Genomic DNA, 19,562 nt, shown 5'->3' on the forward strand with positions numbered 1-19,562 from the left:
ATTATATAGGAAAGCATTCTGTTTTGCAAAAGATTTTTTAATGTTCAACAAGATACGGCAAGACCTCCAGCCGCTTCCCATCTGTAACCAATGTCACTGCGCCGCACTGCTGTGTGCTGTATATACGGCTCCCCACCTCATCCAGCCGTTCTAATGTTTCTTCATGAGGATGTCCATACCTGTTTTCCATCCCCGCCGATATCCATGAAATCCGGGGCTTTGTCTGTTCCAAAAATTCTTCTGAACTTGAATTTTTAGACCCGTGATGAGCCGCTTTTAAGACATCATATTTCTTTAATTGCCCACTCCTTCCTAAAAGCTGTTCGCCCTCACCTTCCACATCTCCGGTAAATAGCATGTCAAATTCCTGAAATTCTATTTCCAGAACCATAGATGCGGCATTTCCCGTCTCTCCATGATATTCCTGTGCAGGTGCCATACAAGTTAGCTTCATTTCCTCTTCCGTCAATGTATCTCCCTTATTCATTACCGCCACCCTCGTCCCATGTCCGGCTGCCTTTCTTGCCAGCACCTTTAAAGAGTCATCCTGTACTTCTTCGGGGGGCAATACAAGAGTTTTTATACGGATTCCCATCTTTTGATTTTCCAGCAGCTCCTCTATTCCATTCATGTGGTCTGCATCTCCATGAGAAATAAAAACATAATCCAGCACTGCCACACCCCCAGACTTCAAAAAAGGCTCTATCCGGTATTTTCCTACAGACGAAACATCACTGCTTCCTCCATCCACAAAATAGTTCATACCCTCAGGCCCTTTTATATAAAGCCCGTCTCCCTGTCCCACATCCAGCATAGTTACCGTAAGCTTCCCGCTACCCCCGCAGGCAAAATACCCTGGAAGAATTAAGACTATAACTATGATTGCCATGGACAAGCCTCCAAAAATCTTTTTCCACCCTTCTTTCGCTAAAAACAGAAAGTACCTTTTCTCTGCCTGGCTCTTATTCTTACATATATAGATAATAATACAGAACAAAAATAGGAGTATGTAGTAACAAAATATAATCACTTTTGAAGGTTGTCCCGTTATAATTCTGCTGCCCGGAAAGCTCAGACTTATCTGACAGGCTTTGTCATAGAGATATAAAACACATTTACAGATAAAAAGCATAAGCCCTCCTACTTTACTACTGACAAGGGCAGTCAGTGAACCAAACACCCCCGCTCCCATGACAACAGATGTTAAGGGAATTACAAAGAGATTTAAAAATATAGAATAGGGCGGAAATTCAAAGAAGAAATAAAGCATAATTGGAAGAAGTGTTATGTTGACAGCCAGACTGGAACAGAAATCTTTTAAAAACTTTATACCCCGGGGAACTTTTCCTCCCTTCCTTTCCTTCAAGAAACAAAATTCCAGGCATGGAGCCACCCCGGTGATTCCAAGTAACGCACCAAATGATAGTAAAAAACCTGCGTCGAATAGATACAGCGGCTGCCACGCAGTAATGATTGCTGCGGACAGTGCAAGACTGGTTGGCATATCGTAATCCCTTCCAGCCATATCAGCGCCGATTCTCACCAAAAACATGATAAAAGCTCTGATACTTGATACCCCGCAGCCTGTCATAAGAGTATACGCCAGCAGAAAACAGATTCCAACTGTCCCTGCCGCTTTAAAGGGCATCCCTGTTTTCCGCAGCATACTGTACAGGCCATTTCCCAAAAATGACATGTGAAGACCAGAAATAGCAAGAATATGCCCTATTCCACTCTTTTGATACAAATCCCTTACATTACTGTCCAGATCTCCTTTATCCCCCAGCAGGATTGCGCTCATACTATTCCCATAATACTCCCCAAGATATTCCGTAAGCATAGATTTCCACTTCCTGCGGAGCACCGTCAGATTCTCACTTATTATATCCACATCGGTATCCCTGACCTGCATTTCATCTGCCCACACATAAACATGAATTCCTTCTTTTCTATGATAAAGCTTCTGATCGAAATTCCCCGGGTTTCTTGCAGCCTGAAATACCCCTGCTTCCCCTGAGATTTGTATATGGCTTCCAATTAACGCCTGATTTTTTGTTTTGATATAAACTAGAATTTTAGATTCCTGAAAGATTTGATTTTTTAAATGAACCTGATTGTTCTTCAGATATAATACTTCGTACTCCGCCTTTTCTTCCCTGCGGTACACAGTTCCGCCCAAAACCACCTGGGCCTTGCCTTCTATGCTCTTTTCCAGCCTGGAAGGTTTCCAGTCTGACGCCAGATGGAACCCTCCAACCAGAATTGCCTGTATACCCAGAAAGAGAACGGAAGCCATGCATAGTGGCCGTTTTATCATTCTCCCTCCGCTTCTTCTACCCAGCTCCTGTCTTCCTCAAAAAGCTGGGTTAAATCTACTGTTTCCATATAAGAAACATTTTTTTCTCCATTTACCGTAATCTGTACTTTATTTGCCGCTGTCCCTTCCACCAATGAATTGACAATAGAATAAATGGTAATCTCTGGCTTCACGTCGACTCCTCCATTCAGAAATTCATCGTCCAGATTCACGTAACAGATTCTATCTTTAATTGTAACACTCAGAAGAGTGATATCCGGGTTCACTGTAGGATACCCTGTATTCTTCTTAGGCCCCTTCATCAGCTTCTCTACAATCAGTTTTTCTTTGGATGTATTACTGCTGTATTTTGCTTCTATTGTCTGAGCAACCAGTTTATCACCGGTTTCATTTGCAAAATATAAGGTCAGGTCAGCCGTCTCATAAGAGTTCAGGGAAGAACCCGTATTCTGTACGAAATCATCTTCATTTAGATAGCCCATCACCTTGCCTGTACTGTCAGCCAGATCCTCGCCTTCAACAGTAAACCACAAGCCGCTGATTCCATTTATTTGGACGAGGGACTTTACAATTGCCGCTCTCACCAGCTTTTCTTCCAGGGGCTGTATTTTTGCATATTCCTCATTAAAATCAATATACAAGATTTCCCCTTCCAATTCACATTTATTCACCTTCACGCCCTCTGGAATGGGCTCAGTGTAGTCAATATCTTCCGCAGGTGTCTCCAGCTCTTTTAACATCTGTTCCGCTGCTTTCTGCGGCCCCCTCTCTTTCACCTCGTAAGTCACTTTTATCAGCCCTGTTCTGTCAGAATTCAGACAGTATATATACGAGCTGCCTTCCTTTACGTCCGTCCGCTTAGCACAGGCAGACAGCAAAAAGAGAAAGCAGAAAAAGACGGAAAATATTCCTGATAATTTTCTTTTCATGTATGCCACCTCCATGCTTATGCAACTTATACTTATTGAACTGCTAATGTTCAATAAGGTAGGTTTGGTCTTTTCAAACCTTAGCTGCAAAGTACATCCTGTCGACTTAGGCGGGGTCCTTTCCCTCCTTAGTGACATGGATGTTACCATAATCCGCTGCGCAGTCTGGTTCTATATACAAGCTGCTTTGCAGCCCAAGTTTACGCAACATAGGTCAGAGGAATCCTGACAGTAAATGTAGTTCCTTCCCCCTCACTGCTGTATACCTTGATAGAACCTCTGTGTATAATCACTGCATTTCTTGCAATCGCCAGCCCAAGTCCCGTACCGCCGATCTCACGGGAATGTGACTTGTCCACACGGTAAAAACGCTCAAAAATATGCACCTGGTCACTCTCCGGTATCCCAATACCTGAATCTGCCACTTTCACATAAAAATATTTGTGATCCGCATTCAGGGAAACATGGACCCAGCCTTCTTTGTGATTATACTTAATCGCATTTTCCACAAGGTTCGAAAAAGCAAGAGTTAGTTTTACCTCATCAACTTCCGCCGACACCGGACGGAAACTTTCTAAAACTAATTCCACATTCTTATTCTCTGCTATAGGTTTTAAACGCTTTAAAATCAATTCCATAAGCTCATTGATGTTTACTGTCTTGATATTCATATCCTGTGCTGTCTTGTCCATCTTAACCAGGGTCAGCAGGTCTGTAATGATATCATTTTCCCTGTCAATCTCTTTGGCAATATCCCCCATAAATTCCTGATATAACTCTATCGGAACATTTTCCTGGGCCAAAAGGGAATCAGCCAGCACTTTCATGGATGTCAGCGGCGTTTTTAGTTCGTGGGATACGTTGGAGACAAATTCCTCCCGGGATTCATCCAACTGCTTCAGCCGCCTCAGCATTTTATTGAATGCTTCGGAAAGCTGTTTTGTCTCTGTAAATGTATTTACATGAAGTACCTCATCATCATATCCTTCAGACACATTTGCAATAGATGCTGTGATTTTATGCAGTGGTTTTACAATCCACCCTGCCAGAAACAAGCTTAGTCCAAGCATTAGTATAAATACGATACCCAAAATAGTACTGCCCTTTGTATGCAGTATCTTCAGGCTGTCTTCAATGGTATCCGTAGATACACTGGCCAGCATCACTCCCGATATCTCCTCAGATTTCCCCTCCATAATCGGAGAAGTCACCTCTATGTACCGGTTCTCTTTGTCATAATAATTCATGCTGCTGCCTTTGAGACAGCGGATCACATCTTCAGATACCATTGTTTTGCCTTCATCCAGGCTATACGTATCTTTTATTACCTTGAGATCCTTGTCCACAATCATTACCCGGCCATTGTATATATTTGTCAATTGGGTTAAACTTGCATTGATAACCTCGGAAGATGTGTCCGCCAGATAATTATAGCTGTTTAGCTGATTGCTTAGAATTGTACATTGATTCTGTATATCTGCGGTTCTCAGGGAAATGGCCCTTGTCTCATAAGCTTTAATAATTCCGCTGTAAGCAGCGATACATGGTATGATTGATACCACGAGAATTAAAAGTATGATACAAAACCGCAGACTTTTTAGAAACTTACCATTATATTTGAAATGAAAATCACCCCTGGAAATAATAACCAACTCCCCACTTTGTATGTACATATTTAGGCTCGCTTGGATTCTTCTCTATCTTCTCACGCAAACGCCTGATATGCACATCCACTGTTCTTGCGTCCCCCGGATAATCATATCCCCATACCAGGTTCAGCAAATTCTCCCTGCTGTATACCTTATTTGGATTCATTGCCAAAAGCTCCAGTACATCGAACTCTTTTGCTGTCAGGTTAATCTCACGCTCACCGATGAATACTCTGCGGCTCTCACAATCTATCCGCATAGCTCCCTTCACAATAACCGGACTGTTTGCCGGTTCCTCCCGCTTTGCAGTTCTTCTCATAATCGCCTTGATGCGGGCCTTCACTTCCAAAATATTGAAAGGCTTCGTAATATAATCATCGGCTCCATATTCAAGCCCCAGGATTTTATCCATATCTTCACTTTTCGCCGTCAGCATGACAACCGGCATATCTGAAAATTCACGAATATGCTGACAGACCTGAAATCCGTCCATTTTGGGAAGCATCACATCCAGAAGAACCAGATCATATTCGCAGTTCCTGGCATATTCCAATGCCTCCTCGCCGTCATATGCACAGTCTACTTCCATATCATCCTGTTCAAGACTGAAACGAATCCCCTTTACGATTAATTTTTCATCATCCACTACTAAAATCTTCTTTTTACTCATACTCCTCTTTCCCTTAACACCTGATATACCAGCCTTCCAAAGCCAAAGCGGATACACAAAACTTGTTCCGCTTTGTCCTTGTAACCTTACGGCAGCCCTCCCACTGTAAGGTTATACCGTGATCCTGTCTTTTATTTTATTAAATACTCCCTCTTTGATTCCCTCAACCTGCATCAGGTCTTCCACAGACTGAAATGCTCCGTTTAATTCCCGGTGGGAAATGATGCTGTCTGCCTTTGCATCGCCGATTCCAGGCAGTGTTTTGAGTTCCTCTTTCAAAGCCGTATTAATATTTACTTTTCCCTCTGTCTTTGCGTCCGTTCCTGTTACTTCCGGCAAACTGCCGTCTACAATCCCTTTTTCCAGCTCCTCCACCGTAGGTATATAAATACGCTCCCCGTCTACAGCCAGTCTTGCCTGGTTCACAGCATCCCCTGCTGCTCCTTCAGTCACACCTCCGGCCATCGCAATTGCTTCATATACCCTGGCATCCCCAGCCAATTCATATACTCCCGGGGCATGTACAGCACCACAGACATAGACAAAAACTGCGGCAGATACTTTTTCTTCCTGCTGCACAGCTTTTTCTTCCGTTTCTTCTGCTGTTTTATCACCGGTCTGCCCTAACTCCAACTCTGTAAAATCATCCGCCTTATCTTTTTTACATCCTGCCGTCAATATCATTACCGTCAAAATGACATATAGAAATCTGCGGATTCCTGTATTTCTCCTGTCCTTCATAATTCCCTCACAGTCTTTCGGCTGCCTGGAATCCCCTCGCCGGACACTAATATTGTATCGAATAATAGCTCAAATTACAATACATATTTTTACGTTTTTGTTACATTTTTGTTAAACGGCTGTGGCCGTCATTCCCACTGGAAAATAGCAATCCCTATCAGGGCCAAAACCAGCCCCCCTATCTTTTTCCAGTCCAGCGGCTCTTTTTCAACGCCGAACAATCCCATGAGTTCAATGACATATGCCACAATTAACTGGGCAATAACAATCAAAAGGGCCGCTTTCGCAGGTCCCAGCGCAGCCATGCTTTTTATGACAGTCCATGTAATACCGGCGCCAATCACTCCCCCCAGCAGCATATATTTTGGGTCTACCTTTCCAATTGCAGCAATACTCTCTCTTCCAGTGACAAACCATGCAACCGCACACACAAGAAATGCTGTTAACTGAACCCATGCATTTCCAACCCACATTCCGGTTGTTTTTGTTACCTGTGTGTTAAACACACCCTGTACACTCATAAGAGCACCGGATAACAAAGCAATAAAAAAACCAATCATATCCTCATACCTCCTATTTTCTATAGTAGTATGTCCGGGGTGACTGGTTTTTATCATTTCATGAGGAAGTTCTTTTCGCCAGGCTCAAAGAACGACCTGCGTGCTAAGCTCGACATTGAACACTAGACTCGTGAAAAACCTCGTCAAGTGTTCAATGTTTCGCTAATCACTATCGGTCAAAACACGCTCCAGTTTTTCTATCATCTCATCAATATGTTTCTCTTCTAAAATCAGCGGAGGGACAAACCGGATTACATTCCCTTCTGCCTGAATCAGCAGCAGTCCTTCCTCTACAGTTTTTTTATTTATTTCTGACACAGGTATAGAAAATTGAAGTCCCTGCATCAGGCCTTTTCCTTTTCTCTGCACAATACAATCCCATTTAGCCACAAGTTCATCCATACGCTTCGTCAGATAGGGAGAAACTTTATTTATATGGTCCAAAATGCGTTCTTTCTCAAATATCTCCAGCACTTTTTTTACTGCCGTACATGCCAGAGGATTCCCACCGTAGGTTGCACCATGGTCGCCAGGCTTTAAAGAGTATTCTGCCACTTTCTTTGTCATTGCAAAGGCTCCCACCGGTATTCCGTTTCCAATCGCTTTTGCCATGGTGATAATATCCGGCTTTACCCCAAATCCCTGCCACGCAAACATAGTACCGGTACGTCCCATTCCACACTGGATCTCGTCACAAATCATCAAAACATCATTCTCATCACAGATTTGGCGGATTCCTTCCATAAACTCCTGGGTCGCAAGATTAATTCCGCCCTCGCCCTGAAGAGGCTCCAAAATGATTGCACAGGTTTTATCGTTTACCAGTGCCTTCACACTCTCTAAATCATTAAATTTTGCAAAATGCACTCCTGGAACAACTGGTTCAAAAGGTTCTCTGTAAGAGTCATGTCCGGTCACAGATACGGAGCCAAAGCTTCTCCCGTGAAAGGAGTTTTCCATAGCAATGAATTCATACCGCCCGGTCTGCTTGGTGTATGCATACCGTCTTGCAGATTTGAGAGCTCCCTCATTGGCCTCACTGCCGCTGTTTGTAAAGAACACTCTGTCCATGCCTGATGCCTGATTCAATGCCCTGGCCGCATCTCCGCAGTTCTCATGATAATAAAGATTGGAAATATGATATATTTTATCAATCTGCTCTTTCAGTGTTTCATTAAATTCTTTATGATTATATCCCAGGCCCGTCACTGCGAAACCAGCGGCAAAATCAAGATATTCTTTTCCATCCGTGTCGTATACATACATCCCTTCCCCATGGTCCAGGGCAATGGGGAACCGATTGTATACGTGCAGAAGATTTTCCTCTCCTGCCTGAATCTTACTGTTCACCATTATAATACCTACTTTCTTCACCACCTAAAATTGCGGTTCCAATTCCTTTATTTGTAAAAATCTCCAAAAGCAGACAGTGTGCGATTCTGCCGTCCAGAATATGGACTCTTGAAACACCGTTTTCTATGGCATCGATACAATTCTGCAGCTTAGGCAGCATCCCGCCCCCTATGTAGCCTTCTTTCATCAATTCCTGGGCTTCCTCTACCCGGAGCTCTGAAATTAAGGTCTTCGGATCATCCGGATCTTTATAAACCCCTTCAATATCCGTCAGAAATGCCAGTTTTTCTGCCTGTACTGCACGGGCAATGGCACAGGCCGCATCGTCTGCATTGATGTTATATGTGTTATACTCATCATCCAGCCCCACGGGACAAACAATGGGAAGAAAATCCTTTTCAAGAAGGTCATAGAGAATTTCCGCATTTACTTTCTTCACTTCTCCTACAAACCCGATATCCTCACCGCCTGAGAGTTTCTTGTCTACCTTCAGCAGGCCTCCGTCCTTGCCGCTGATTCCAATTGCCCTGACCCCCAGTTCTTCCACGAGCTGAACCAGACTTTTATTCACTTTACCGAGCACCATTTCCACAACTTCCATCGTATCTGTATCTGTAATACGCAGACCATTGATAAACTGAGGCTCCATACCTACCTTGCCAACCCATCTGCTGATTTCCTTACCGCCCCCATGTACAATAATAGGCTTAAACCCAACCAGCTTTAAAAGTGTAACATCTTCAATTACTTGTCTTTTCAACTCTTCATCAACCATAGCGCTGCCGCCATATTTTACGACAATAATCTTACGGTTGAAACGCTGGATATAGGGAAGTGCTTCTATTAGTACCTGCGCTTTGTCCAGGTATTGCTGTATATTTTCCTGCATAATATTCCTCCTTAACTCCGGTAATCCGCATTGATATCAATGTAACCATGAGTCAGGTCGCATCCCCATGCTGCTGCACTTTCTGTACCTTCTTTGATATCTGCTGTCGCCGTAACTTCTGGCTGTGATAATATTTCAGTTGCTTTTTCTTCACTGTAGTCTACAGCTGTGCCGTTTTCTATAATCTGGATTCTGCCTGCTTTACTCTCGAAGAACAAATCTACTTTTTCCGGGTCAAACTGTGCACCGGAATATCCCATTGCACATAAAATACGTCCCCAGTTCGCATCATGTCCGGCAATTGCAGTTTTCGTCAGATTGGAACATACAATAGATTTTGCCAGTGTCTTCGCCTGCTTTTTCGTAGATGCCCCTGTTACCTTTACCTCGAATAAGGCAGTTGCGCCTTCTCCGTCACCAGCTATTTTCTTGGCGAGATATTCATTTACTATGTGAAGAGCTTCCGCAAATTTTTCATATTCTTCTGTTCCGTATTTAATTTTTTCATTTTTTGCCATTCCATTGGCAAGAAGAAGTACTGTGTCATTTGTTGAAGTATCACCATCTACGGATATCATGTTATAGGTATCTTCCACATCCTCACTTAATGCCTTCTGCAATGCTTTTTTTGAAATCACAGCATCTGTGGTGATAAAGGAAAGCATCGTGCACATGTTGGGATGAATCATTCCTGAGCCTTTTGCCATTCCGCCTATTGTAACTGTTTTATCTCCAACCTGGATTGTAACGGCAATCTCTTTCTGAAAAGTATCTGTAGTCATAATTGCCTTCGCAGCCAGTGTCCCATTCTCTGCAGAGCCATTTTTATTGGCTGCAAGCTTCAAAACACCTTCCTTCAACTTATCTATAGGAAGCTGCATTCCTATGACACCGGTAGAACCGATCAGAACTCCTTCTGCCTCCACTCCCAGTGCTTTTCCTGCTGCCTTAGCTGTTTCTTCACAATATCCATACCCTTCCTCTCCGGTACATGCATTTGCAATGCCTGAGTTCACGATGACCGCCTGGGATTTGACACCACTGTCCACTACCTTTTTATCCCATTTCACAGGAGCTGCCTTCACTACATTTGTTGTAAATGTACCCGCTGTCTTACATGGCTTCTTACTATATATAAGTGCCATATCTGTCCTGTTCTGATACTTAATCCCTGCTGCTGCCGATGCTGCCTGAAATCCTTTTGCTGCGGTTACCCCGCCTTTGATTATTTCCATATTCAACTTCCTTTCGTCATATCTTTTACTGCTCATTAAAGGCAGTTATGTTTTCTTCGTTCAATGCAAAGTCATAATAATTCAAATCTAATCTCCGCGTCCAGCCAATTGTGTTCCAAAAAGCATTGCCTATATCATTTTTTGTAAATGCTATCAAGGAGACCTTATTAATTTCCTCCTGTTTCAACGCTTCCATTGCTTTTACAACCATCTCTTTTCCAATGCCGCGTCTCCGGTATTGGGCATCTACACACACATGATATAAACAGCCTCTCCGTCCGTCATGACCGCACAGAATACTTCCCACAATTTTGCCGTCCTCCTCGGCTACAATACTGGTTGTCGGGTTCCTTCTAAGGAACCTCTGCACCCCTTCCCTGGAATCGTCAACACTTCGCAGGCCAAATCCTTTTATTTTCTTCCATAAACTATATACACCGTCATAATCATCTATCGTCATTATCCGAATCATATTGTCACCTCAATATCTGTATTGTATGGACTATGGAAACATCGGTACAAGTTCAAGTCCTTCTGTTTCTCCCAGTCCGAACATCAGATTCATATTTTGGACCGCCTGGCCTGCTGCACCTTTTACCAGGTTATCCATTGCTCCCATCATGATGATACGTCCGGTTCTTTTATCAACTCTGAAATTGATGTCTACATAATTGCTTCCCTCCACCCATTTCGTTTCAGGACACAACTCTTTTTCCAATACCCGGATAAATTTCTCATCTGCATAATATTTATCATAAATTGCTTTTATTTCTTCGTCAGAGACATCTCTTGTAAGCTTTGCATATCCGGTGACAAGTATTCCCCGGTTCATAGGCACTAAATGAGGGGTGAAATTTAACACAACCGCCTCTTCTGCCGCATATCCTAACTGCTCCTCTATCTCCGGAGTGTGCCTGTGTGTAGTCACACCGTATGCCTTAATATTCTCGTTCACTTCACAATAGAGGTTCGAAACATTTGCACCTCTGCCGGCTCCTGAAGTCCCTGATTTTGCATCGATAATCAGTGTACCCATATCTATCATCCCTTCTTTTGCCAGAGGATATACTGTTAAGATAGAGCAGGTAGTATAGCAGCCCGGATTTGCCACAAGTCTGGCTTTTTTCACCTTTTCCCGGTTAATTTCACACAACCCGTATACAGCTTCTTCTATAAATTGAGGACTTTTATGCTCCAATCCATACCACTTTTCATATGTAGCTGCGTCTTTAATACGGAAGTCTGCACTCAAATCTATAATTTTTACTTTTGACAAAATTTCTTCATTCACAAGAGAAGCACACAATCCCTGGGGAGTTGCTGTAAATATAACATCAACCCGCTCTGCAAGCTCTTCCATATTGTCATCCATGCAGACATTATCTACAATCTCAAACATGTTTCTATATACATCTGCATATTTCTTATCTATATAGCTTCTTGACCCATACCATACAATTTCTGCATGTTTATGTGCTGTCAAAAGCCGCACAAGCTCTCCGCCTGCATATCCTGTTGATCCGATAATTCCAACTTTAATCATATGTGTAACTTCCTTTCCCAGTTAAAACGAGTATTCCTGGCCCGCTCTGCTTTATTTCAATAGTATATCACTTCAATTATGAAGTAAAGTAAATACTTTGCCAAGCAGTTATACTTCTTGAACTACTAATGTTCAAAAAGACATGCTTCTTGAACTGCTAACGTTCAAGAAGATATCAAAAATGGCACTTGCATAATTATACATCTTTAATGAATATTATGCAAGTGCCATTTGTTATATTTTTATTTTCTTATCTGTCCATCCCCAAAAATAATATACTTATACGTAGTCAAAGCTTCTAACCCCATAGGTCCTCTTGCATGCAGCTTCTGAGTACTGATTCCGATTTCTGCTCCAAAGCCAAACTCAAAACCATCTGTAAAACGGGTAGACGCATTCACATATACGGCAGCGGCATCCACCTCATCCTGAAAACGGAGTGCATTTCTATAGTTCTCAGTAATGATAGCCTCAGAATGCCCTGTATTATATTTGTTGATATGGCTGACCGCAGCCTCCAATGAATCTACTACCTTTATAGAAATTATGGCATCCAGATACTCCGTCCCCCAATCCTCTTCCTGAGCAGGCAGGACTTCTTCACTGTAAGCACACGCTCTTTCATCTCCCCGTATTATCACCTGATGCAGCTTCAAACGGTTTACAATCATGGGAATTACCTGACGTGCTGCTCTCTCATGTATAACAAGAGATTCACAGGCATTACATACCCCTGTTCTCTGTGTCTTAGCGTTTTCAATGATATCTACTGCCATATTCAGATCCGCCCACTCATCTACATAAATATGACAATTTCCGGTTCCGGTTTCAATCACAGGAACTGTACTGTTTTGGACTACACTGGAAATCAGCCCGGCACCTCCTCTTGGAATCAGCACATCTATATAGTCGTGCAGCTTCATCATCTCATATACTGTCTCTCTGTCCGTGTCCTCTACAAGCAGAATCAAATCCTGAGGCAGCTTTGCCTTGCGCAGCCCCTCCTTTACAGCATGTACAATTGCCTTATTCGAGTTGATTGCATCACTCCCGCCTCTGAGAATCACCGCATTCCCTGTTTTAAAACACAGGCCAAATGCATCTGCAGTTACATTTGGTCTGGATTCATATATAATCCCCACCACTCCTATGGGTACTCTGCGTTTCCCGATTCTCAAGCCGTTGGGTCTGTTTTTCATAGAGAGAACTTCCCCCACAGGATCCTCCAAAGCTGCAATCTGCTGCAGGCCTGCTGCCATGTCTGTAATTCTTTGTTCCGTCAGAAGCAGCCTGTCTAGAAGAGAACTTTTCATTCCGTTTTCTTCTGCTGCATGTATATCCTTCTGATTTTCCAGCAAAATAGCATCCATCTCGTGACATAATTCTTCGGACACAAATAATAATCCCTTATTACGCTCTTCCGCACTCAGCGTTACAGCCTCTCTTGATGCAGCCTTCGCCCGGCTACCTAACGTTTCCATATAACTGCTCATAACTTCCTCCTATCCCGCTTATCGAAGTTTCCATAGTTTCCAGGTCCATGGAGTACAACTGCTTTGCGTGGCTGCCCCGCTGGCTCTCTTTTTTCTGCTTTTTCGCCTGTCTCCGGTATTGTACCCGCTCAGGAGACAGTTCATACCCCGCTTCCTGGTCATGCTCATTAGATAAAAATAAAGTACCTATTTTCTTGCCTGCCATAATGTCATTGATTGAATAAATATTCTCTCCGTTCGCAATTACCATATCTGCCCCAGAGGCAGTGGCAATCTTAGCTGCCGCAATTTTAGTCGCCATGCCGCCGGTACCCATTTCACCTGATGTTCCTTTTGCCATCTGCTCCAAGTGGCTGTCAATTCCCGCAACCGTATGAATGAATCTGGCATTTGGATTCTTCTTTGGATCATCGGTATACAGCCCTTCAATGTCAGACATCAAAATCAACAAGTCCGCATCTACCAGTTTTGCCACATATGCTGCCAGCGTGTCATTGTCTCCAAAATTTCCATAGAACAGTTCATCCACAGAAATCGCATCATTTTCATTTACAATTGGAACCACATTCATACGGAACAGCTCATCAAAAGTCTGTCTGGCATTCTTTCTGCACTCTTCGTTAGTAATAGATTCTTTCGTCAGCAGAATCTGTGCAGTCAGCTGGCTGTATTCATTAAATAATTTTTCATAAATCATCATCAGTCTTCCCTGCCCTACAGCAGCACATGCCTGTTTCGCTGCCTCGTTACCAGGCTTTTTCTCCAGTCCCAGTACATTTCTTCCAATTCCTACAGCTCCAGAAGAAACAACAATAACTTCTTTGCCTTTATTCCTCAGATTGATTAGAATTCTCACAAATTTCTCCAGCTTATCTAAATTAATATTCCCCGTTTCATCATGTGTAATCGTAGTTGTTCCTACTTTAATTACAATTCTTTTCTTTCCTTCTAAAATTTCTTTTCTTTCCATAGCTCTTCACCTTTCTCAATTTAATCTTCTCCAAATACTAACCGTTATATTTTTAATTACAGTTCTGTTCTGCAAATTTTTAAGAATGCATATGGGAAAAATTTATAATAAAGGAGAGACGGATACTCTTTCCCCGTCTCTCCCGTTTCATTTCGCCACCGTAGAACTTCCTCCTATAAAGGTATTCTACAGAAAAAGGATGGGAGTATATTGCTACACCTCCATCCTTTGCATTCTATCCATATCAAACGATCAGCACAACGATATCCTCTTAACTGACAATATTCATTTTTATACTATGCATATACCCCAAAGGGACTGGGAACGCACGGCACAAAAACAACACTGTCGGCAAGCGGCAGATTATGATTAAACTGATTCATGATGTCAAGACTATTATGCTTTGCTTTCATGACTACAACTCCAATCATTTCTGTGTGTTCTGTAGTTTCTCCTGTTTCGTCTTATTTTACTTATATTTTATAATTTGTCAAGTTTTTTTATTCTCGCGAAGGCAACGAGCCAAGTGGACATGCTTGCATGTACATTTGGCGACTGCCCGTGGAGTCAAAGACCTCGTAGCTCGCTGAGCTACAAATATGATATCCAGTCGCTTGCTACGGGGTCTTTCACTTTGCGTCCTGATAAATCCGATAGATATCTTCCCCATCCAGGACTTTTACACAGCCAATCGTTCTCTTACCCCAGTAGCTGCACTTCTCTGCCATTTCTTTCAATTGGTCTTCTGTTGGCTCTACTCCCAGCTCCTTCAGAGATGTGGGCATATTTACAGAGCGGTAGAAATTCTCCATCGCCTCAATTCCTTTTAAGGCGGTCTCCATGTCACTGCCGGATGCTTCTACTCCCATTATATTTATTGCAAACTGTGCAAAACGTTCCGGCCTTTCCGAAACAACATATCTTGCCCAGCTTCCCCATACTGCCGCCAGACCTGCACCGTGAGCCACATCAAACATACCGCCCAGCTCATGCTCTATCTGATGTGTGGCCCAGTCTCCCCCGTCCGTACCACATCCGGTCAGCCCATTATGAGAAAGACTTCCAGCCCACATCACTTCTGCTCTTGCTTCATAGTTTTTAGGCTCGTTCAGAAGGATTTGAGCATTTTTCATTACAGTACGAATTAAATGCTCGCTGATTCCGTCTGTCAGCTCCATATTGTCCACCCGGTTCAAATAACGCTCCATTGTGTGCATCATAATATCCACACAGCCGCTCATCGTCTGATACTCCGGCAAAGTCATAGTCAGTTCCGGATTCATAACTGAGAATTTAGGCCGGGAAAAATTACTGCTGTATCCTCTTTTTATCCATCCATCTTCCTTGGTAATTACAGAAGAATCACTCATTTCTGAGCCTGCAGCTGCAATAGTCAGAACCGTTCCAACAGGCAGGCATGCCTCTGCCTCCCTCTTTTTCTCATAGAAGTCCCATACATCCCCCGGATTTGTTACGCCATATCCAATGGCCTTTGCAGAGTCGATAACACTTCCTCCTCCAACTGCCAGAATAAAATCGACTCCTTCTTTTTTACACAGTTCTATTCCCTCATAGACAAGGGACAGGTGAGGATTGGGTACAACACCTCCCAGTGTAATATACGCGATGCCTGATGACTCCAGAGACTGACAAATCCGGTCAAGAAGCCCGGACCTTTTCACGCTTCCTCCGCCATAATGAACCAGCACTTTCTTACAGCCGTACCCCTGAATCAACGCTCCGGTCTCTAATTCTGTTCCTTTTCCAAAAACCACCTTCGTGGGTGTATAATATTCAAAATTATTCATATCCTATTCTTCCTTTCTTATTCTATTCGCTTATGATGTGAATGTGACATATTTTCATGGCCTCTAATGCCTGCTCTTTATTCAATTTTTCCATCCAGTATATCTTCTGCAAGTTTTCTCGCATTTTCCTCCGTAGTCGCCCAACTGGTACAAAAACGCACTGCACTGTGAGACTCGTCCACTCGCTGCTGATAGGAAAATGCATATTTCTCTCGAAGCTTATCCAGCTTTTCATCGTCCATTATTACAAATATCTGATTTGTATTATTTTCAACGAAAAACGGATATCCTGCCTTCCTGCATGCCCTGCGGATTTCTTCTGCCAGGTCATTTGCCCGCTTTCCAATTTTAAAATAAAGGCCCTTGTCCAGAAGTGCAAGAAACTGTACACCGAGAAGTCTTCCTTTTGCCAGAAGAGCTCCTTTCTGCTTTATAATGTAACGGAAATCTTCCTGAAGTACAGGGTTCGAAATTATCACAGCTTCCCCAAATAAGGCACCTACTTTTGTACCGCCAATGTAGAAAACATCACACAAACTGGAGATTACATCTAGATCCAGGTCGTTCCCTTCTGCCGTCAGCCCATACCCAAGCCTCGCCCCGTCCATAAACAAATATAGCCCATTTTTTCTGCAGACCACAGACAATGCTTCCAGTTCGGCCCTGCTGTAAATGGTCCCCAATTCTGTCGGGTTGGATATATATACCAGCTTAGGCTGTACCATATGCTCAAAGCTCTCATCTTCTATATGGCTTCGATACGCAGCTTCCACCTGCCCGGCAGTCATTTTTCCATCCTTAGACGGTACTGCCAGCACCTTATGTCCGCAGGACTCAATCGCTCCGGTTTCATGCACATTTATGTGTCCCGTTTCAGCCGCCAGCACTCCCTGATGAGGCCGCAGCGCAGCCGTAATTACTGTGAGATTTGCCTGCGTCCCTCCGGACAAAAAATGCACATCCAGCTCTTCCTTCCCACATAGTTTTCTAATAACACCACGTGCCCTGCTGCAATAGATATCTTCCCCATATCCGTCTGTCTGCTCCATATTCGTCTCACACAGCATGTCCAGCACTTGTGGATGAGCACCTTCATTGTAGTCACAGTTAAAATAAATCATATTTATGCTCCTTACTGTCAGTTATAATATGATTATACTACCAATAAGAAAAGTTTTCCATATCTTTCACCCTTATATTCATTTTATCCATTTATACATGATAGTTGCATATTCAGAACATTTTTATGTATATTTATTTAGTTTTTATGCATAAAACGAAATTTTTTATGTTTGCTGTTGCATAATTATAAAATGTGGTGTATAGTATGTGATATCTTATAGAATGAAATGCATTTAGGAGGCAAATGAAAATGAGTAAAGAAAAAGTAGTATTAGCATATTCAGGCGGACTTGACACTACCGCAATCATCCCATGGTTAAAGGAAAATTTCGATTATGACGTTATCTGCTGCTGTATTGACTGCGGACAGGGTGACGAACTGGACGGACTGGAAGAAAGAGCAAAATTATCAGGTGCTTCTAAATTATACATAGAGAATATTATTGATGAATTTTGCGATGAATACATTATGCCGTGTGTAAAAGCAAGTGCAGTTTATGAAAATAAATATTTACTGGGAACTTCTATGGCACGTCCTATCATTGCGAAAAGACTGGTTGAGGTTGCCCGCAAAGAAGGTGCTACTGCTATCTGCCATGGTGCTACAGGAAAGGGAAATGACCAGATTCGTTTCGAGCTTGGAATCAAAGCCCTTGCTCCTGACCTCAAAATCATTGCTCCCTGGAGAATGACAGATGTATGGACTATGCAGTCACGTGAAGATGAAATCGAATACTGCCACCAGCACGGAATCGACCTTCCTTTCGATGCGAAACACAGCTATAGCCGCGACCGCAACCTGTGGCACATCAGCCATGAGGGCCTGGAACTGGAAGATCCGGCCAGCGAGCCAAACTATGATCACTTATTAGTCCTGGGCGTTTCTCCTGAAAAAGCACCGGATGAAGGAGAGTATGTCACTATGACATTTGAAGCCGGCATACCTAAGAGCCTGAACGGAAAGGAAATGAAGGTTTCAGAAATCATTTCAGAACTGAATACTCTTGGCGGAAAACACGGTATCGGTATTGTAGATATTGTGGAGAACCGCGTTGTTGGTATGAAATCACGCGGGGTGTATGAGACTCCCGGCGGAACAATCCTGATGGAAGCACATGACCAGCTGGAAGAACTGGTTTTGGACCGTGCTACTCATGAAGTTAAAAAGGATATGGGCAGCAAATTTGCTCAGATTGTTTACGAAGGAAAGTGGTTTACACCGCTTCGTGAAGCAATTCAGGCATTTGTAGATGTAACACAGCAGTATGTGACAGGTGAAGTAAAATTCAAACTGTATAAAGGAAATATCATAAAAGCAGGAACAACTTCTCCATACTCATTGTACAGTGAATCATTGGCCAGCTTTACAACTGGTGAATTGTATGATCATCACGATGCTGAAGGATTCATTAACCTGTTCGGTCTGCCGCTGAAAGTCCGTGCTATGAAAATGCAGGAACTGGAAAAATAAATGGAATTAAGTATAATTTAACTTCGAGCCGTCCGAAAGGGCGGCTCCGAGTGTAACCAGAATGAATAATAAAGAAAGGAGATTGATATGTCAAATTATTGTACAACCGGTATATTTACATCAAACGCAAATCTGCCTCCCCGCACTAAGTGTTAAGTACATTTCAATGTATTATGCGCTTAGTGGTATGAAAAGGTAATACATTTTACTTGTACTTAACGTTCAATATCCAATAAAAATAAGAACAGGAGATTGATATGTTTCATATAAGTGAGATTTTTAAGGTGGCTCCGGCACAATTTACAACTCAGTTACAGGAAGAAGTATATAAAGTGCTTGGACAACTTAAAATACCTTTTGAGAGAGTAGAGACAGATGAAGCGATTTCAATGGATGATTGCGTGCTGATTAATGAAAAACTGAATATGAAAATGGTTAAAACTTTATTTTTATGCAACAAAAAGAAAACCTTGTTTTATCTTTTTGTTACAACAGGTGAAAAGCCATTTGATACAAAACGATTTTGTGAGACACTTGGTATTTCCAGAGTTTCATTTGCACCAAAGGAATTGTTCGAAGAAATATTAAGAACAAAAATTGGAGCCGCAACCGTTTTCAGTACACTTGCAGATTGGGAGAAAACCATACAAGTAATCTTTGACCAGGATGTTGCAGATAATGAATACTATGGATGCAGCGATGGGACAACAACAGGATATATGAAGGTGAAAACGGACGATATACTAAAAGTTTTATTGCCATATTCAAAGCATACATGTAAAATCATCAAATTTTAATTATTGATAGACAAT

Annotated in this window: 17 protein-coding genes; 2 read left to right on the forward strand and 15 right to left on the reverse strand. The window is 42.6% G+C overall.

Annotated features, from left to right (window positions below):
* Positions 1-37 precede the first annotated feature (37 nt).
* The 15 genes from A8805_RS07125 to A8805_RS07195 all read right to left on the reverse strand — a co-directional run bounded on the left by A8805_RS07125 (position 38) and on the right by A8805_RS07195 (position 17,278).
* Positions 38-2,317, reverse strand: a complete 2,280-nt coding sequence (locus A8805_RS07125; RefSeq protein ID WP_181392759.1) for a DNA internalization-related competence protein ComEC/Rec2 — start codon at positions 2,315-2,317, stop codon at positions 38-40.
* Complete coding sequence (locus A8805_RS07130; protein ID WP_109709508.1) at positions 2,314-3,246, reverse strand: GerMN domain-containing protein; 933 nt, start codon at positions 3,244-3,246, stop codon at positions 2,314-2,316. Before A8805_RS07130 ends, A8805_RS07125 begins: the two co-directional genes overlap by 4 nt.
* A gap of 200 nt (positions 3,247-3,446) precedes the next feature.
* A complete protein-coding gene (locus A8805_RS07135) occupies positions 3,447-4,919 on the reverse strand; it encodes a sensor histidine kinase (protein ID WP_109709509.1) in 1,473 nt (490 codons plus the stop codon).
* Positions 4,876-5,565: a response regulator transcription factor gene (locus A8805_RS07140; RefSeq protein WP_109709510.1), complete on the reverse strand. Its 690-nt coding sequence runs from the start codon at positions 5,563-5,565 to the stop codon at positions 4,876-4,878. The genes A8805_RS07135 and A8805_RS07140 overlap by 44 nt, the downstream gene beginning before the upstream one ends.
* Before the next feature lie 111 nt (positions 5,566-5,676).
* A complete protein-coding gene (locus A8805_RS07145) occupies positions 5,677-6,306 on the reverse strand; it encodes a helix-hairpin-helix domain-containing protein (RefSeq protein WP_109709511.1) in 630 nt (209 codons plus the stop codon).
* Positions 6,307-6,434: 128 nt separating this feature from the next.
* Positions 6,435-6,866 (reverse strand): DMT family transporter, encoded by a 432-nt coding sequence (locus A8805_RS07150; protein WP_109709512.1) that lies wholly within the window; start codon positions 6,864-6,866, stop codon positions 6,435-6,437.
* A 162-nt stretch (positions 6,867-7,028) separates the two neighbouring features.
* Positions 7,029-8,219, reverse strand: a complete 1,191-nt coding sequence (locus A8805_RS07155) for an aspartate aminotransferase family protein (RefSeq protein WP_181392760.1) — start codon at positions 8,217-8,219, stop codon at positions 7,029-7,031.
* Complete coding sequence (argB, locus tag A8805_RS07160) at positions 8,206-9,108, reverse strand: acetylglutamate kinase (protein WP_109709513.1); 903 nt, start codon at positions 9,106-9,108, stop codon at positions 8,206-8,208. Before argB ends, A8805_RS07155 begins: the two co-directional genes overlap by 14 nt.
* A gap of 11 nt (positions 9,109-9,119) precedes the next feature.
* Complete coding sequence (gene argJ, locus A8805_RS07165; RefSeq protein ID WP_109709514.1) at positions 9,120-10,343, reverse strand: bifunctional glutamate N-acetyltransferase/amino-acid acetyltransferase ArgJ; 1,224 nt, start codon at positions 10,341-10,343, stop codon at positions 9,120-9,122.
* A 25-nt stretch (positions 10,344-10,368) separates the two neighbouring features.
* Entirely contained in the window at positions 10,369-10,815 is a 447-nt protein-coding gene (locus A8805_RS07170; RefSeq protein WP_109709515.1) for a GNAT family N-acetyltransferase, read from the reverse strand.
* 30 nt (positions 10,816-10,845) lie between these two features.
* Positions 10,846-11,886, reverse strand: a complete 1,041-nt coding sequence (gene argC, locus A8805_RS07175) for an N-acetyl-gamma-glutamyl-phosphate reductase (RefSeq protein ID WP_109709516.1) — start codon at positions 11,884-11,886, stop codon at positions 10,846-10,848.
* Between the two features lie 242 nt (positions 11,887-12,128).
* Positions 12,129-13,379 (reverse strand): glutamate-5-semialdehyde dehydrogenase, encoded by a 1,251-nt coding sequence (locus A8805_RS07180; RefSeq protein WP_109709517.1) that lies wholly within the window; start codon positions 13,377-13,379, stop codon positions 12,129-12,131.
* Complete coding sequence (gene proB / locus A8805_RS07185; protein WP_109709518.1) at positions 13,351-14,349, reverse strand: glutamate 5-kinase; 999 nt, start codon at positions 14,347-14,349, stop codon at positions 13,351-13,353. The genes A8805_RS07180 and proB overlap by 29 nt, the downstream gene beginning before the upstream one ends.
* Positions 14,350-14,978: 629 nt before the next feature.
* Entirely contained in the window at positions 14,979-16,157 is a 1,179-nt protein-coding gene (locus A8805_RS07190; RefSeq protein ID WP_109709519.1) for an iron-containing alcohol dehydrogenase, read from the reverse strand.
* Positions 16,158-16,234: 77 nt separating this feature from the next.
* Entirely contained in the window at positions 16,235-17,278 is a 1,044-nt protein-coding gene (locus A8805_RS07195; protein ID WP_109709520.1) for a threonine aldolase family protein, read from the reverse strand.
* Between the two features lie 251 nt (positions 17,279-17,529).
* Between A8805_RS07195 and A8805_RS07200 the strand changes: the two genes are divergently transcribed.
* Positions 17,530-18,750, forward strand: a complete 1,221-nt coding sequence (locus A8805_RS07200; protein ID WP_109709521.1) for an argininosuccinate synthase — start codon at positions 17,530-17,532, stop codon at positions 18,748-18,750.
* 257 nt (positions 18,751-19,007) lie between these two features.
* A complete protein-coding gene (locus A8805_RS07205) occupies positions 19,008-19,547 on the forward strand; it encodes a prolyl-tRNA synthetase associated domain-containing protein (RefSeq protein WP_109709522.1) in 540 nt (179 codons plus the stop codon).
* The last annotated feature ends 15 nt before the right edge of the window (positions 19,548-19,562 follow it).

This window comes from Faecalicatena contorta (assembly GCF_003149105.1).
GTDB lineage: Bacteria > Bacillota > Clostridia > Lachnospirales > Lachnospiraceae > Muricomes > Muricomes contortus_C.